This is a genomic window from Lutimonas vermicola (assembly GCF_038433205.1).
GTDB classification, from domain to species: domain Bacteria; phylum Bacteroidota; class Bacteroidia; order Flavobacteriales; family Flavobacteriaceae; genus Lutimonas; species Lutimonas vermicola.
This window is the reverse complement of the sequence record NZ_JBCDNA010000001.1, coordinates 1168648-1185372: the sequence shown is the minus strand read 5'-3', so window position 1 is coordinate 1185372 and position 16725 is coordinate 1168648. Positions and strand designations below refer to the sequence as shown.

Genomic DNA, 16725 nt, shown 5'->3' with positions numbered 1-16725 from the left:
TGTTAAAATCTGACCTCGTATTTTACTTTGCAAGCATCTGAAATTCAGTATCAAAAAAAGTGAGTTTCACGGGTTCATTATGTTCATTAATTTCTAAATAATTCTTTATGGCTAATACTAAAAAAATAAAAGGCATCATTGCTATTCTTACAGGAGGAGGTGATGTACCAGGACTGAATCCTGCAATCCGCGCTATAACCATCCGAGCTAACCGGGAGGGTTTTAGAGTGATTGGATTACGCAGGGGTTGGGCTGGTATCACTGAATTGGTGCGTGATAAAAAGGCTGACAACAGTAAAAGTTTTATGGTGCTCACCAATGACATCGTCAATAAGGCAGGGAGAACGGGTGGTACCTTTTTGCATTCATCTCGCACAAAACCCAGTAAAATGCCAAAAGACCAGGTTCCGGAGCATTTACAGGATTCTTATAAAGATGAATTTAATGATCTAACCCCTGAAATTATAAAGAATTTAGAGTGGCTTGGGGTAGATTACCTTATCCCGATCGGAGGAGATGATACCTTGAGTTATGGGGTTCGTTTATATAAAGAAGGCGTAAAAGTAGTAGCCATACCCAAGACCATGGATAATGACGTTCCGGGTACTGATTATTGTATTGGATTCAGCACATGCGTGACCAGGACCATATCCATGACGAATAACTTAAGAACTTCAGCAGGTTCTCATGAGAGAATACTGGTCATGGAAGTTTTTGGACGTTATGCCGGTTTTACCGCAATGCTGCCTGCCATGGCAGGAGCAGCAAACCGCTGTGTGATTCCTGAACACCAATTTGATATCAAGCATCTTACCGAACTTTTGGTACAAGACAGGAATAACAATCCGAGTAAATATTCTGTGGTGCTTGTTTCTGAAGGGGCCATGTACAAAGGGGGTGAAATGATGTTCCAGAATTCTGAAAAAGATATGTTTGGACATGCCAAACTCGGTGGTATTGGTGATGTCATCTCTTCAGAAATTAAAAGTCATTCAGCCGCATTTAACAAAGGCAAAACCATAAATGTTATCAATCAAAAACTGGGTTATCTTGTACGAGGAGGTGATCCTGATGCAGTTGATTCTATAGTTCCTATGGCCTATGGTAATCTTGCCCTGGATCTGATACTTGGAGGATTCCACGGTAGATTGGTAGTGCTTAAAAACGGTCGTTATGACGATGTGCCTTTGGATGTTGTGACAACTTCTAAAAAGATCGTCAACATAGAAAAATATTATAATATTGACAGGTTAAGACCTCATTATAACCGATTTGAAATGAAGCCAATGTTCCTTATGGCAGCAGACAGCTAGGGAGTAATGAAGTAATTGAATTTGATTAGGCCCCGGAAGAAAAGTATTTACTTCCGAGGCCTTCGTTTGTGGCACTTTCTTTCCTCACCCACTCATTCCTCATCACCTCACTCCCCATCGCCTCACTTCCCATCGCCTCACTTCCCATCGCCTCAGTTCCCATCGCCTCACCTCCGAGACCCTCACCTCCGAGACCCTCAGGATATAAATTAAAACAAAACCAAGCGGTTTCAATGTCTCATTATTATCTATATTTGGATTGATGAATAAGATCAAGATTATAGAATGTCCACGGGATGCCATGCAAGGGATCAAAAGTCATTTTATACCCACTGTGGATAAAGCGAGGTATATCAATGCATTGCTGAAAGTTGGGTTTGATACCATTGATTTTGGGAGTTTTGTGTCTCCCAAGGCCATTCCTCAAATGAGGGATACGGCAGAAGTACTCTCTATGCTTGATTTACAAACAACTTCTTCAAAATTGTTAGCAATAGTTGCTAATGTTCGAGGTGCCGAGACGGCCTGCCACTATAATGAAATTGATTATCTGGGCTTTCCCTTTTCGATTTCAGAGAATTTTCAAATGAGAAATACGGGTAAGACCGTAGCTCAGTCACTGCTTGCTCTTGAAGAGATCATAAACCTGGCCGTAAAAAACAATAAGGAGGTTGTTGCGTATTTATCAATGGGTTTTGGGAATCCTTACGGGGATCCGTGGAATCTAGAAATAGTCGGAGAATGGACCGATGTTCTGGCAAGGTTAGGCGTGAGGATATTGTCACTTTCTGATACCATTGGGGTCGCTGATGGAGAGACCATTAGTTATCTGTTTAAACACCTGATACCCATGTATCCTCATATTGAATTTGGAGCGCATTTGCACACGCACCCGGATAGCTGGCACGAGAAAGTTGATGCGGCTTATAAGGCCGGATGTTTTAGGTTTGACGGAGCGATCAAAGGATATGGTGGTTGCCCGATGGCAAAAGATGAATTGACCGGCAATATGCCAACTGAAAAATTACTTTCATATTTTACAAAGGAAAAAATCACGACGGGGATTCATCCCTTGAGATTTGAAGTAGCGTATAATGAGACCATGAAGGTAATGGGTTGAAATGAAAGTACAGAGGTTAAAAGAGTATTACAATCAGCCAACTTCGTCAAAAGCACCAACTGCTGCTCCTATTATTCCGGCCTCATTTTTATTTTGAGCAGGAATCATTCTGGCCCTGATCTTGATCTGATCCTTAAATTTATCCAGCTTCTTACTGGCTCCACCTCCAATGATAAACAGATCAGGAGAAAGAATCAATTCTATGTGCTGGAAGTATTTATTGAGTCTTTTGCCCCATTTAGCATAACTTAGGTCTTCTTTTTTCCTGATAGAATCTGCAGCATATTTTTCAAATGCCTCTCCTTTATAACTTACGTGTCCTAGTTCTGAATTAGGGATCAATACCCCGTTAAAAAACAACCCGGATCCAATTCCGGTACCCAGCGTAATCACTACAACAAGACCTTCTTCACCCTTACCGGCACCAAAGTGCATTTCGGCTTCAGCTGCAGCATCGGCATCATTAATGACAGTAAACTCAAGACCCGTAACGCTTTTAAAAAGCTCATCGGCCTGAACTCCTTTCCAGTCTTTATGGAGATTACCTCCGCTGAGACATTTGCCGTGAAAAAGAGGTGTAGGAAAACCAGCACCGACTTCACCCTTCCAGTTAAAATGATCAACGATCTTATGCACGGTTTTTGCAACTGCCATAGGTAGTGCAGGCCGGGGAGTTTTTAGCCTGAATTTGTCGGTTATCATTTCGCCTGTTGTTGTATCAACAATACCTCCCTTGATTCCACTTCCGCCTATGTCTATACCTAAAATATGCATTTTACCATGCTTTTGATTGAGCTTCAAACTTAAGAATTTTATTCTAGAATAAATAAAAACAGCTCTGTGAATATTCACAGAGCTGTATGCATTATATGCTTTAAGTATACTTAGAAATGGATGCCTACTCCGATACCTCCGGCAGCAGTAGTACCACCTCCAATTTCTAAAATGATACCCCACGTATCATTAAACTTGTATTCAGCCCCCGCATGGAGGTTCAGGTTTAAATCATCTTTATTTTCATCTCCTGATATGACAAAACCTACATCAACACCACCCCAGATATCCCAGGGTTCAGCCAGCTTAAACAGTCTGTCAAAGTAAAAATCACCCCTGGCACCTATAGCCAGGTCATTGTCCCCACTAAACCAGATTCTGGCCTCAGGAGAAATAGTAATGTCTTGAGTAATTGAGAATTCATAATGTGCGGAGATACTCGAATTATTACCAAATTTCACAAAGGCATTCAGGGTATTCCCATGGTTTTCTTGAGATGTTTCCTGTGCGCTTAATGTTCCGGATAACGCAACAAAAAGAACTCCCAACAATAAGGTTTTACATAGTTTTTTCATGGTTAATAATTTTGAATTAAGAGGTAAATGTAAACATTGAAAAATTATTATTCAGATAAAAAAAATATTATTTTTTTACAATGAGATATTCATCCCTAAACCATTGCATTTAATTGTTTTACCATTAAAATAAAAAAGGGAATAGGCGATAGGTTTTGGTTTTATATTGCAAATAGGCCTGGCCAAAGTGACTTGTCATGAATTTTTCTTCCATTTGTATTTTCAGGAGCAAAACGGCTACCAACAAGGAAAACACCATGACATTGATCAACTTGGGTGAATTAAAAATGCCGGCACCAAAAAAAATCATCAAACCTGTATACATGGGATTCCTGATCAGGCGATATGGTCCGGCGCTTATTAAGGCAGCATTTATTTTTACTTCAGGCTGGATATTAAACTTGCCTAGCTTCATGACCATGACTGCCCAAAGCGAAAGTAAACATCCGCATATTTGGAAGATGAATAAAAATCCATATCCAAGAATATTTGTAAAAATCATCAAATATGCTAAACATGAAAATTGTAAAAACACCAAGATTTTAGATCGAGCTGACACCTGTTAAAAGTAGAGTTTTTTGGATTAAAAAGGGCTCTAAAGGCGCCATAACATGACATTTGTCATGTTATTTAAAATTATTCTAAATAAGCCATTGTCAGTTGAAAATTTCAATTTACATTTGCTCTAGATATATCTAATTTATAATTAATCTAAATAAGAATTACAAAATTATTTATTATGAAATGGAAAATATTTATTGCTGTGGTGATGTTAACTACAGTAATGTTTTCTCAACAGGATACCGCTCAGGATTCCTTAAGAGTCATCAACAGATTGATGTACAATAACCAAAGTAAATTAACAATAGGGGGATATGTTCAAATAGATTATAACGAGCCTGACGGGGGTAAAACAGGTAATCTTGATGTGCACAGGCTGGTGATGCTTTTTGGATATAATTTTAGTGACAGAGTCAGTTTTTTAACAGAAATTGAAATAGAACATGTCAAGGAAATATATGTAGAGCAGGCCTTTGTGAATTATAGTTTTAGTACAGCATTCAATTTACGTGGAGGTTTGATGCTTGTTCCTATGGGTTATGTTAACGAGTATCATGAACCACCCGTTTTCTTTGGAACAGAAAGACCGGGTCTTGACAAGTATGTTGTGCCCACAACCTGGAGAGAGCTGGGTGTTGGTGCCACGGGTAATTTACAGGACCTTTCTTTAAAGTACCAGGCCTATATATTTAACGGATTTATCTCTTACAAAGATGGAGAGGGTACCCTGAGGGGAATAGACGGATTGCGCAAAGGAAGGCAAAAAGGAGCTGAATCTGTGATTCACAATCCAAACCTGTCAGTCAAATTTGATTATTATGGAATACTAGGTTTGAAATTGGGTGTCGCAGGATATTTCGGTGAGACACAGTCTGATGACCCTTCTGTGGAGAATTCAACAGTGGGCGTTTCGATGCTGGGGCTGAATGCCTCTTATCTTTACCGTGATCTGACTCTGAGAGGGCAATATGTCCACACAAACTTATCTGGAACGGAGGCATATAATAATTTAACAGGAAAAGATCTGGGATCAAAAATTGAGGGCTTCTATTTGGAAGCTGGATACAACTTCTTACCCCTTATCGATAAAAACACAACGAAACAGCTGTCGCTCTTCAGCAGGTATGAAGCCTATAATACCCATGCTGAAACAGCGGGGGATCTCGATATCAACGATGCCTATGACAGAAATAATATCACCCTTGGGCTCGATTTTAAAATTGCTCCGGGGGTTGTGGTAAAGGCAGATTACCAATGGTTTAATGATGCTGTGCAGGGCACTAACCCTGATAATCAATTTAATGCCGGTGTCGGTGTAATGTTCTAAAAATACTATCTTTGGCCATTCTTTCTCTTTGGAAGGAATGGCCGATACTTATGAAATTATTAAGCTACATATTTGTCCTGACCTGTTTGAATTCTTTTGTGGAAATCCCGAAGAATTATCTCAAAAAGATTGATAAGGAAATCCTTATAACCTTTGACATCCCTTCTTATGACATGGAGCGGGTTGAGATAAGTGAGGAGGTATTGGATAAAATGTCTGTGAATTTTGACCCTGAGGGTTTCTACAAGATCACACAGGAGGAGGCTGATCTTGGGTACTTTTATTTCGGAAAGGCCCCAAGCAAAGCAGATGAATTTGATTTTATCGTCATTTTTGATAAGGATATGATCATTAAGAAAATCAAAATACTTGCTTACAGAGAAGATTACGGAGGAGAAATTAGCAGCAAACGTTGGCTGAGACAATTTGACGGTATCAGTACCAAGACCAGGTTGAAATACGGATCTGACATCATGGGAATTTCAGGTGCTACGATTTCGGCTCAATCTATGACCAATGCTGTAAATGATCTTTTAACCAATCTGTCAATATTAGCTCAATAAAATATGGGTATGATAATAAAAGGTTTATTAGCTTCCATGCCAAGGCAATTCAGATTATTTGTAATCTTTTTTGTGCTTGTCTTAAACCTTGGGTTTTTTACCGGATTCAATTTTGTGAGGGTAACAACCTCTATGAATGCCAGTGGGATTGAGCAGAATTATCTGGGAAATGAGATGGATGAAGATGCAGATGAGATGCATTTTAAAAAATCTGAACAGGAGGTTTTAACCTTGATCCACAACCATATTCTATCGTTAAGTTTGATCTTTTTTGTTCTTGGAGCCTTGTTGTATATGACCCACGTACCATACAAGTTAAAATCTTTTTTGTTGTTTGAACCTTTTGTATCCCTGATACTTACTTTTGGAGGTATCTATATACTTTGGAAAGGCGTTATTTGGTTTAAATACGTGATCATGCTCTCTGGCATGGCCATGGTGTTTTCACTGTTGCTTATGAGTGCTTTGATAATTTGGAGCTGTCTTTTCCCCAAAAGAACCGAGGGTTAAAGTCAAAGAGTTTACTTTAACAAGCCTTATGTTTTTTCTATCCAATTTAAAGTCGTAAATTTGCACGCAATTAAATTCTAATTGCGTTCTATGACTACTCCCAAAATTTTGCTTGAAGGACTTACCTACGATGACGTATTGCTGGTTCCTGCTTATTCAGAAGTTTTACCCCGTGAAGTAAACACTCAAACCAAATTCACCAAAAATATTATTATTAATTCGCCAATTATTTCGGCTGCCATGGATACCGTGACAGAATCAGAAATGGCCATTGCCATGGCACGTGAAGGAGGGATTGGGATTTTGCACAAAAACATGAGCATTGAAAAGCAATCTGCCGAGGTGAAAAAGGTAAAGCGATCTGAATCAGGAATGATCATTGATCCGATTACCCTTACCAAAGACAAGAACGTTGCTCATGCCAAATCTTTGATGCGCAAGTATAAGATTGGCGGGATACCGGTGGTGAATCATTCAGGGGAGCTTATTGGGATCATTACGAACCGTGATTTGCGATTTGAAAACAATAACGACCGGCCTATTGCTGAAGTAATGACTTCAGAGAATCTAATTACAGTGAAGGAAGGAACATCCCTTAAACAGGCTGAAATGATCCTTCAGGATCACAAGATTGAAAAGCTTCCGGTTGTAAACCCTAATGGAAAATTAGTGGGATTGATCACGTATCGTGATATCATCAAAGTGAGTGAAAATCCCAATGCGAATAAAGATTCATATGGAAGGCTCCGTGTAGCTGCAGCCATTGGAGTGACCGGTGATTCAATGAAGAGGGCGAAGGCCTTGATCAAGGAAGGTGTTGATGCTTTGGTCATCGACACAGCTCATGGCCATAGCAGGGGAGTAGCACAGGTATTAAAAGATATTAAGGCTAAATACCTTCATGTTGATATTATCGTTGGTAATATCGCCACAGGCGACGCAGCAAAATTTTTGGTTGAAGCAGGGGCAGATGCCGTTAAGGTTGGTATAGGGCCGGGATCGATTTGTACGACCAGGGTCGTCGCCGGAGTTGGATTTCCACAATTGTCTGCAGTGATGGAAGTAGCCGCTGCGATCAAAGGTAGTGGGGTTCCTGTAATAGCTGATGGAGGAATACGTTATACCGGAGATATACCTAAAGCCATTGCAGCAGGTGCAGATACGGTGATGTTGGGATCTTTATTGGCCGGCACCAAAGAATCACCGGGGGAGACCATTATTTTTGAAGGAAGAAAATTCAAGTCATACAGAGGAATGGGCTCCATCGAGGCAATGGAAATGGGATCAAAAGACAGGTATTTCCAGGATGTCGAAGATGATGTAAAAAAACTCGTTCCCGAAGGGATCGTAGGACGTGTACCTTATAAAGGAGAAGTATACGAAACCATGCATCAATTCATGGGTGGTTTAAGGGCAGGAATGGGCTATTGCGGTAGTGCTAATATTGAGGCACATAAAAATGCTAAATTCGTAAGAATCACGTCTTCCGGTATATCCGAAAGCCATCCTCATAATGTAACCATAACCAAAGAAGCACCTAATTACTCGAGGAGGTAATGATGCAATGCTTCAATCCTTGAATGCATGAATACATTAATGCATGAAATCGAACCCGCATGAAGGCAGGGATTCAGCGAAGTTAATTCTTCAAAAAACAACATTCTCCAATCAAAACCTTTGTCCTGAAAAAGGTTAATAGAAAAAAGTAAATAAAACATCAGGACGCTGGATTGCCTGATTGAAAAAAATAAAAAAAGGTTGAAGGTTAGATCATTATTTGATCAAACTTTCAACCTTTTTTAATGGGTAAAACCAATTAAAAAAACAAGTTAACGTCTTCGGCGCCTTCCTCCTGATACAGGTTTCTTTCTGTTTGGTTTGAAGTCGTCATTTCTCTTTTCGCTGGTATTTTTTCTTCCAAATCCTTTTGAAGACCTCTTGTTGCTTCTTCCCTTTGGTTTGGCTGTAACTTCAACAATCACTGAACGATTGTTAAATTGAGCCTCATTCATTTTCTCAAGAACATCTTTGGTGAAATCTTTATCTATTTCAAAGAATGAAAAACTTTTAAGAATTTCTATCTGACCAATCTCCACATCCCTTTTCTTCAGGCATTCATTGATCAACCCGATCAATCGGGCAGGAGTGAGGTCATCCATTTTCCCCTGATTGATGTAAAAGCGGACCAGAGATTCATCTCCCGGTCTTTTTCTGTCGCCTCCTGGAGCATCATTGTTATTTAAATCCCTGGCATCCTGATAATACGAAAGAAAGGAGTTGAATTCAATAGACACAAATCTTTTGATCAGTTCGTCACGATCCAGTTCATGAAGTTTCTCATAAATATCAGGAAGGTAATCTTTGATCTCTTTTTCGTTGACTTCAATATCGTGAATCTTGTCGATTAATTTGAATAGTTGGATTTCACAGATTTCTTTTCCGTTGGGAACTTGTTTCTGAACAAAATTCTTCTTGATCTTTCTCTCTATGGGTTTAAGTTTGTTGCGCTCCTTACTGGTAATGATAGCAACAGATATTCCTTTTTTTCCGGCCCTTCCCGTTCTTCCGCTCCTGTGCGTATAGTTTTCTGTTTGATCCGGTAATTTATAATTGATGACGTGCGTTAAATCATTAACGTCTAATCCTCTCGCTGCAACATCTGTCGCTACAAGAATCTGCAGGTTCTTATTTCTGAACTTTTGCATCACTAGGTCACGTTGGGCCTGAGAAAGATCTCCGTGCAACGCATCTGCATTATAACCGTCTTCAATTAATTTCTCGGCAACCTCTTTTGTTTCTCTCCTCGTTCGGCAAAATACAATTGAATAGATATCAGGATTTACGTCAGCTATTCTTTTTAAAGCAGGATAGCGATTGCGTTCAGATACCTGGAAGAATTCATGTTCTACGTTATCGGCCCCGACATTTTTTTGTCCGGCTGAGACCTCAGTAGGATTGTTCATATAGTTTCTGGCAATGGCTTCCACTTCTTTAGGGAAAGTTGCTGAAAACAAAAGGGTCTGTTTACTTTTAGGGGTTTTTTCCAGGATATTATCCAATTCTTCTTTAAAGCCCATATTCAACATTTCATCTGCTTCATCCAATACCAACCATTGAATGCTTTCAAGATTCAGGACCCTTCTTTTAATAAGGTCAAGGGTTCGGCCAGGAGTTCCTACAACGATTTGCACACCTCTTTTCAAAGGCCTGATCTGCTCCTCAATATTGGCACCTCCATAAACAGCAATAGTTTTAAGGCTTTTTAAATTGGTGGAAAATTCGTTAATGTTGTTGGCGATCTGAATAGCCAGCTCTCTGGTTGGAGAAAGAATAATCGCCTGGGTATTTTTATTATCCGAATCAATTTGCTCAAGTATAGGCAAACTAAAGGCGGCTGTTTTACCGGTTCCTGTCTGGGCAAAAGCTTTCAAATCATTTTTTGAACCCAGAATTTGTGGAATAGCAATCTTTTGAATTTCTGTGGGTTGTTCATAGCCTAAATCGGTCAATGAATCAACAATTGCCTGGCTTAAACCAAGCGTTTTAAATATCGACATATATTTTTTTTGCAAAACTCAATTTATTTGTAAAGCTCTGGTTTGCAAATAAATACTGTGTTTTATGTTTAAGAGTTTGCAAAAATACTACTTATTTAACGAAGTTTCCTATAAATTAATGATTATTAATGCTTTTCAAATAATAGTTAAGGTTGCTGTCAAGGAAAAAAACATAACCATTTTCAACCTTCCCCTGATTATTCACAATAATGGTTCTTTCCATATCACCTTCGTACCAGGAATAGGTTTCAGAGTTCTTTGCCATTTTGAACTGATGCTCTTTGGGTAATTTTTTTGTGGTTAGAAATTTTTTCCATTCTTCATCGCTTTTGTTTCGTTCGATACCAATAAAAACGACTTCCGGATGATGCTTTTCCAAATACTGTAGTTTTTCATTAAGTAGTTCCATACGTCCCAAATCGGAAGGCCAGAAATAGATAACAGCGTTTGAGTTTTTAATAAGACTGTTGATCTCTACCTCATTGTGATCTATATTATAGGCCGTAAGTTTTGGAAGGTCTTCACCACATGAAAGTTTTTCTTTCTGCTCAATTGATTTCTTTAATTCAGACTTATAGCTGTCATCGGTGCAATGCTCAAAAAAATAGGTATATACTTTTTCGTTTTCTTCTTTTGTCAGATGCTTGTTCGACAAGGAACCCCACACACCTTTTGCAAGCAATGAATTTTTTAACTCATCAACATTAATCCTGTCTTCAACAATTTTCATGAATTCGAGTTCAAAGATCCTGTTCTCAGGATCTTTCATTTTTTCATCGTAGGCCAGGTTGTATAAAAAATTATTGATAAAGGCCAGGTTCCATCCGTAATCAATCAAACCTTCATCGTTGAGCTCTACATGATCCCGGTAGGCATAAAAATCACTGCTTAGTTCGGGAGTCGTATCTAAGCCCATGATTTTTTTATGATTATAGGCATATCTTTCCTTATAAAAATAGAAAGGCACATAAATTCCTGTCATCACCAATTTATTGAAAAATTTGGAGGGTTTCTCCTCTTCGGTTGAAAGGAATTCATTATAAGCTTCCAGTTGTTTTTTGATACCCTCATCGATAACCTTCGTAAAGGCCGCTTCGTCTAATTTATAGTTTTGCTTAAAATTCTTTTCGGTAAGTTCCTGTTCAAGGTATAGGTTGATAAGGTAATTATTCTTTGCACTGCCTTTTCCGCTAAAAATCAATGACTCATCAAAATCCCAGGTATTCAGATATAGCAATAGGCTATCTTTTGGTTCTAGATAGATGTATTGAAATTCAGCTCCGTGTTTAAACGTATACAGACCCAACTTCAACGAGTCAAGTTTAAAAGAGAATTTATTGTGGTTATCTATCCTGGCCGAATCAAGTATTTTCTTTCCTTTATTCAAGTAAACATACTTGTCTTTAGGGTTCTTGATTTTACCGCCAAAATAAGTGTATGCAGTTTGTTCTGAATCATTACAACCAGAAAAGGAAAATACGAAAACCAACAGCACAAATAAGGTAAAAGGCTGCGAAAAGTAATTTTTTTTCAAATAATGCGATTTAGACATAATAACAAATGTACTAATATACCTCAGGGTGTCTTGTTAATGCCATGTTAAAAATTCAGCAGTAAAAAGTTAAAAATATCAAGGTGTTTTTTTTCTTTTTCATCAGTTTTAAAGGCCAAAATATTATGGGGTGGATTGGTAGTTAAATAGCACTATTTTACTTAGTTTTGCAAAAAAATTAAAAACACATGTTAACTGTTTCCAACTTATCCGTTCAATTCGGAAAGAGAATTCTATTCGATGATGTAAACACGGTATTTACCCAAGGGAATTGCTATGGTATCATAGGTGCCAATGGTGCCGGGAAATCTACTTTTTTAAAAATACTTTCAGGTGATATTGACCCGACTTCGGGCACTGTAAGTTTGGAAAAAGGGAAAAGAATGTCGGTACTTTCGCAAGATCACTTTGCGTTTGACGAATATCCGGTATTAGAAACGGTGATGATGGGTAATATACCCTTGTATGAATTGAAGAAAAAATTAGATGAAGTGTATGCAAAACCCGATTTTTCTGATGAAGATGGGATTCTTGCCGGTGAATTGGGTGGTGAATTTGAAGAAATGGGAGGTTGGACCGCCGAAAGTGAAGCTGCGAACCTCTTGTCATCTTTGGGAATAAGTGAAGACATGCATTATACTTTAATGTCTGACCTTGATGGTAAATCAAAGGTTAGGGTGCTTATTGCGCAGGCTTTGTTTGGGTCGCCTGATGTATTGATCATGGATGAACCTACCAATGACCTTGATTTTGAAACCATTGGCTGGCTTGAAAACTTTTTGGCCAATTATGACAATACAGTGATCGTTGTATCTCATGACCGTCACTTTTTAGATGCGGTTTGTACGCATATATCAGATATTGATTTTGGTAAAATGAATCAGTATTCAGGTAATTATACATTTTGGTATGAGTCGAGTCAGTTAGCCGCCAGGCAAAGGGCACAACAGAATAAAAAAGCAGAAGAAAAGAAGAAAGAACTCGAAGAATTCATCAGGAGATTTTCTGCCAATGTGGCCAAATCAAAACAGGCAACAAGCAGAAAGAAGATGATTGAAAAGCTGAATATAGCCGATATCAAGCCTTCAAGCAGAAGATATCCGGCGATTATTTTTGAGCAGGAAAGAGAAGCCGGGGATCAGATTCTCCATGTTGAAAATCTGTCGAAAAGCATTGACGGTGAAGTGGTTTTTGATAAAATTGACCTGAACCTGACCAAAGGAGACAAGGTTGTTTTACTGTCAAGAGCTTCGAGAGCCGCAACTGCATTTTATGAGATCATTACCGGGTCGGATAAGCCCGACTCAGGAGATTATAAATGGGGGGTTACTACCTCTCAGGCCTATTTGCCCCTTGAGAATTCAGAATTCTTTAAGAACGACCTTAGCCTGGTGGACTGGTTAAGGCAATACGCTAAAACAGAAGAGGAAAGAGAAGAGGTTCACATCAGGGGTTTTCTTGGTAAAATGATCTTTAGTGGTGATGAGGCCCTTAAAAAGAGCAATGTTCTTTCAGGTGGGGAAAAAGTGAGGTGTATGTTGTCTCGAATGATGATGAAGAGAGCTAATGTACTGCTCGTGGATGAACCTACAAACCATCTTGATCTTGAATCCATTCAGGCCTTTAACAATGCACTTAAGAATTTCAAAGGCACTGTAATCTTTTCAACTCATGACCACGAATTTGCGCAAACAGTTGCCAACAGGATCGTTGAGATCACGCCAAAAGGAGTGATAGACAGATATATGAGTTTTGATGAATACCTTGAAAACGATACGATCAAAGAGTTGAGAAAGAAGATGTACGAGGTCTAATGCTTCAATGCTGCAATGCTGCAATGCTTCAATGCTTGAATATGCGGGTGTGAGAATTTATGGCATATATCGAACTGAATTTTGTTTAATTTTTATGTAAACTTGTTTCAGGATAAGAAATTTCAGGGCAAGACAAAAAGAAACCTACATTATAGCATTGCAGCATTGTAGCATTATTTTCTGGGGTGAAATTTCTCCACAACCATTTTTAAATGGCTTTTATCCAGATGCATGTATATTTCGGTAGTGGTAATGCTTTCATGGCCCAGCATCTGTTGAATGGCCCTGAGATCGGCACCATTCTCAAGTAAATGAGTAGCAAAGGAATGCCTCAGGGTATGCGGGCTTACGGTTTTGTCAATTCCTGCTTTTGAGGTCAAATCCCTTAGTACCATAAACACCATATTCCGGCTGAGTTGCTTTCCACGCCTGTTTAAAAACAGTGTGTCCTCATATCCCTTTTGCACCTTTATCATTGCCCGAACGTGATCCTTATATGTTTCAATGAGTTTGATCATATATGAATTGATAGGTACAAACCGCTGTTTGTTGCCTTTGCCAATGACCCTGATAAACCCTTCGTCAAAAAACAGGTCAGAGATTTTTAATTCGATCATTTCGGTTACCCTGAGTCCGCAGCTGTACAAAGTTTCCATCATGGCTCTGTTCCGCTCACCTTGGGGCTTGCTCAGGTCAATTTGGGAAATGATTTGATTGATTTCATTCTCGGATAGTGTATCGGGTAGTTTTCTGCCAATTTTTGGGGTTTCCAGTAAATCAGTCGGATTTTCTTTTCGGTAATCTTCAAAAATAAGGTAATCAAAGAAATTCCTCAGGCCTGAAATCATTCTGGCCTGTGAACGCGGGGCAATTGTTTTCGAACTGGTATACACAAACCTTTCAATCAGGTCGGTACCAATCTCTACAGGCGATATGGCCACATGCTGTTCTTCAAGGAAATTCATGAGTTTTAGAATATCCCTGCGGTAGGCCGAAATCGAATTATGGGAAAGACCCCTTTCGATCTTTAAAAAATATTGGTAATCTTTAATGGCATCTTTCCAGGTCATGGCGTTAAGTGGCTTTCTCGATCAATATTCATGCGATTTGCTTATACGATGTGTAAAATTATGCTATTTTTGGGAACAAGAATCAATTATTCTTTGTTTCGGTGCATAACAAGCGGAACAGATAACCAAACAAAGTTCTAAAACCGGTAATTCATGAAAATCATCATTATCAACGGTCCTAATTTGAACCTCCTTGGAAAGCGGGAACCAACAGTTTATGGAAATAAAACCTTTCAGGATTATTTCAATCAATTAAAGGATCGTTTTGAGGACGTTGAACTGTCTTATTATCAGTCGAATATAGAAGGTGAAATTATTGACAAGATTCATGAAACCGGGTTTTCACATGATGGCATCATATTAAATGCGGCCGCTTACACACATACATCTGTGGGTATCGGTGACGCGATAAAAGCGGTGGAAACCCCTGTAGTAGAAGTTCACATTTCAAACGTCTATCAACGAGAGCCCTACAGGCATGTATCATTTATAGCACCCCATTCAAAAGGTGTTATAACCGGATTTGGGCTACAGAGTTACGAGCTTGCCCTTCGATCGTTTTTAATATAAAACCGCGAAAACGATTTAGTAATAAATGCTCAGTTTTAAGATAATTTATAGTAAATATCGGTTTTTATTGAACGGTATTTTTTAATTTTACGAATTCAAATTTTTTATAGCATGATTTTAGTTGCCGACAGCGGATCGACCAAAACAAATTGGATAGCGATTAACGAAAAGGGAGAAACTTATTTTAAAATTGATACGGATGGATTAAATCCTGCTGTGTTCACAAAGAAGACTTTGTATGACCGAATCATCACAAAAGAAGAACTGAGGGACATCAAGGATGAGGTAAAGGAAATCTATTTTTACGGTGCCGGTTGCGGAACCCAAAATGCCGTACAGTTTTTAAAAACTATTTTTGAAGATATATTTACCAACGCCCATATTGAAATATACGAAGACACTATTGCTGCGGTAAAGTCGCTTCAAACAGATACGCCCGGTGTGGTTTGTATTTTAGGCACAGGTTCTAATTGCAGTTACTTTGACGGAAAGGAAACTCATCAAAAGATAGTGTCTCTGGGATATATACTGATGGATTCGGCCAGTGGCAACTATTATGGCAAACAAATCATAAAAGACCATGCCTATGGCAAGATGCCTGAAGATTTGGCTATAAAATTCGAAGCTCAGTATGATTTAAGGCCTGATGTGATCAAGGAGAACTTATATAAAAGAGACAACCCCAATACCTATTTGGCTAATGTGGGCCGGTTTCTGATCGAAAACAAGGAAAGCGATTATGCCCAAAAGATCATTAAGGACGGATTGCGTTTCTTCGTGGAAAACCAAATTTTACAGTTTGAGGAAAGTAAAGATGTACCTATTTATTTTGTGGGTTCCATCGCTCATTTCCTTCAGGATGAAATTGTAGAGGTTTTACAGGAATACAATCTTACACTGGGAAAGATTGTTAGGCATCCCATCATGACCTTGGCTGCTGTTCATGCCAGCAAGCTGACAAAATAAGGGCTTTTAAGGGCCTCCCGTTTATTTACGGGCGAGTGCCGAGATCTCTACGCTGACGTCTTTTGGCAGTCGGGCGACTTCAACAGTTTCACGCGCAGGTGCCGTGGCTTCATCAAAATAGGATCCGTAAACCATATTTATTTTTTGAAAATCGTTCATGTCTTTTATAAAGATCGTGGTCTTGAGTACGTTTTTGTAGCTCATTCCGGCCTGCTCCAAAACAGCACCTAAGTTTTTCATCACCTGTTCGGTTTCTTTGGTGATATCCCCTGAAACAAGATCGCCGGTTAGGGGATTAATGGCTATTTGCCCCGAAGTGTATAAGGTATCCTCATAAAGAACAGCCTGAGAATAAGGCCCTATAGGTGCCGGAGCGTTTGGGGTTTCGATTATTTTTTTCATGAGTCATTGGGTTTTAAAATCTATGTTAAACTACAATTTATTGACAGAAAC

General features: G+C 38.9%; 17 protein-coding genes. 9 read left to right on the top strand and 8 right to left on the bottom strand.

Annotation, left to right across the window (positions count from 1 at the left end; all coding sequences use genetic code 11):
* The first annotated feature begins 107 nt into the window (after positions 1–107).
* Positions 108–1313 carry a 6-phosphofructokinase gene (locus AABB81_RS05360; RefSeq protein ID WP_342159127.1) on the top strand — a complete coding sequence of 402 codons (1206 nt, stop codon included), beginning with the start codon at positions 108–110 and terminating at the stop codon, positions 1311–1313.
* A 25-nt stretch (positions 1314–1338) separates the two neighbouring features.
* Here the strand turns inward: AABB81_RS05360 and AABB81_RS05355 are convergent, their stop codons facing one another.
* Positions 1339–1476 (bottom strand): hypothetical protein, encoded by a 138-nt coding sequence (locus tag AABB81_RS05355; RefSeq protein WP_342159126.1) that lies wholly within the window; start codon positions 1474–1476, stop codon positions 1339–1341.
* Positions 1477–1575: 99 nt separating this feature from the next.
* Between AABB81_RS05355 and AABB81_RS05350 the strand changes: the two genes are divergently transcribed.
* The gene (locus tag AABB81_RS05350) at positions 1576–2433 is read left to right on the top strand and encodes a hydroxymethylglutaryl-CoA lyase (protein WP_342159125.1); all 858 of its coding nucleotides are present in this window, start codon (positions 1576–1578) and stop codon (positions 2431–2433) included.
* A 33-nt stretch (positions 2434–2466) separates the two neighbouring features.
* Here the strand turns inward: AABB81_RS05350 and ppgK are convergent, their stop codons facing one another.
* From ppgK to AABB81_RS05335, 3 genes are all read right to left on the bottom strand, one after another.
* Positions 2467–3234 (bottom strand): polyphosphate--glucose phosphotransferase, encoded by a 768-nt coding sequence (ppgK, locus tag AABB81_RS05345; RefSeq protein WP_342159124.1) that lies wholly within the window; start codon positions 3232–3234, stop codon positions 2467–2469.
* A gap of 83 nt (positions 3235–3317) precedes the next feature.
* On the bottom strand, positions 3318–3782 hold the full coding sequence (locus AABB81_RS05340; protein WP_342159123.1) for a hypothetical protein: 465 nt from the start codon (positions 3780–3782) through the stop codon (positions 3318–3320).
* A gap of 124 nt (positions 3783–3906) precedes the next feature.
* On the bottom strand, positions 3907–4284 hold the full coding sequence (locus AABB81_RS05335; RefSeq protein ID WP_342159122.1) for a methyltransferase family protein: 378 nt from the start codon (positions 4282–4284) through the stop codon (positions 3907–3909).
* Positions 4285–4521: 237 nt separating this feature from the next.
* Here AABB81_RS05335 and AABB81_RS05330 point away from each other — a divergent pair, with 237 nt between their 5' ends.
* The 4 genes from AABB81_RS05330 (at position 4522) to guaB (ending at position 8300) form a co-directional block, all read left to right on the top strand.
* A complete protein-coding gene (locus AABB81_RS05330) occupies positions 4522–5670 on the top strand; it encodes a hypothetical protein (RefSeq protein ID WP_342159121.1) in 1149 nt (382 codons plus the stop codon).
* A 50-nt stretch (positions 5671–5720) separates the two neighbouring features.
* Positions 5721–6233: an FMN-binding protein gene (locus tag AABB81_RS05325; protein ID WP_342159120.1), complete on the top strand. Its 513-nt coding sequence runs from the start codon at positions 5721–5723 to the stop codon at positions 6231–6233.
* 9 nt (positions 6234–6242) lie between these two features.
* Positions 6243–6743, top strand: a complete 501-nt coding sequence (locus tag AABB81_RS05320) for a hypothetical protein (protein ID WP_342159119.1) — start codon at positions 6243–6245, stop codon at positions 6741–6743.
* A 90-nt stretch (positions 6744–6833) separates the two neighbouring features.
* The gene (gene guaB, locus AABB81_RS05315) at positions 6834–8300 is read left to right on the top strand and encodes an IMP dehydrogenase (RefSeq protein WP_342159118.1); all 1467 of its coding nucleotides are present in this window, start codon (positions 6834–6836) and stop codon (positions 8298–8300) included.
* Between the two features lie 272 nt (positions 8301–8572).
* On the opposite strand, the gene AABB81_RS05310 is transcribed toward guaB, so the two are convergent.
* Positions 8573–10300, bottom strand: coding sequence for a DEAD/DEAH box helicase (locus tag AABB81_RS05310; protein WP_342159117.1), 1728 nt, complete (start codon positions 10298–10300; stop codon positions 8573–8575).
* Between the two features lie 115 nt (positions 10301–10415).
* Positions 10416–11834 (bottom strand): DUF4369 domain-containing protein, encoded by a 1419-nt coding sequence (locus AABB81_RS05305; protein ID WP_342159116.1) that lies wholly within the window; start codon positions 11832–11834, stop codon positions 10416–10418.
* Positions 11835–12040: 206 nt separating this feature from the next.
* On the opposite strand from AABB81_RS05305, the gene AABB81_RS05300 reads away from it, so the two are divergent.
* On the top strand, positions 12041–13666 hold the full coding sequence (locus AABB81_RS05300; protein ID WP_342159115.1) for an ABC-F family ATP-binding cassette domain-containing protein: 1626 nt from the start codon (positions 12041–12043) through the stop codon (positions 13664–13666).
* Between the two features lie 173 nt (positions 13667–13839).
* Here AABB81_RS05300 and xerD read toward each other — a convergent pair whose 3' ends face one another.
* Positions 13840–14736 (bottom strand): site-specific tyrosine recombinase XerD, encoded by an 897-nt coding sequence (xerD, locus tag AABB81_RS05295; protein WP_342159114.1) that lies wholly within the window; start codon positions 14734–14736, stop codon positions 13840–13842.
* Between the two features lie 153 nt (positions 14737–14889).
* Here xerD and aroQ point away from each other — a divergent pair, with 153 nt between their 5' ends.
* Together aroQ and AABB81_RS05285 are read left to right on the top strand one after the other, a co-directional pair.
* The gene (gene aroQ / locus AABB81_RS05290; RefSeq protein ID WP_342159113.1) at positions 14890–15306 is read left to right on the top strand and encodes a type II 3-dehydroquinate dehydratase; all 417 of its coding nucleotides are present in this window, start codon (positions 14890–14892) and stop codon (positions 15304–15306) included.
* A gap of 111 nt (positions 15307–15417) precedes the next feature.
* Positions 15418–16272, top strand: a complete 855-nt coding sequence (locus AABB81_RS05285; RefSeq protein ID WP_342159112.1) for a BadF/BadG/BcrA/BcrD ATPase family protein — start codon at positions 15418–15420, stop codon at positions 16270–16272.
* Between the two features lie 21 nt (positions 16273–16293).
* On the opposite strand, the gene AABB81_RS05280 is transcribed toward AABB81_RS05285, so the two are convergent.
* Complete coding sequence (locus tag AABB81_RS05280; RefSeq protein WP_342159111.1) at positions 16294–16674, bottom strand: RidA family protein; 381 nt, start codon at positions 16672–16674, stop codon at positions 16294–16296.
* Positions 16675–16725 lie beyond the last annotated feature (51 nt).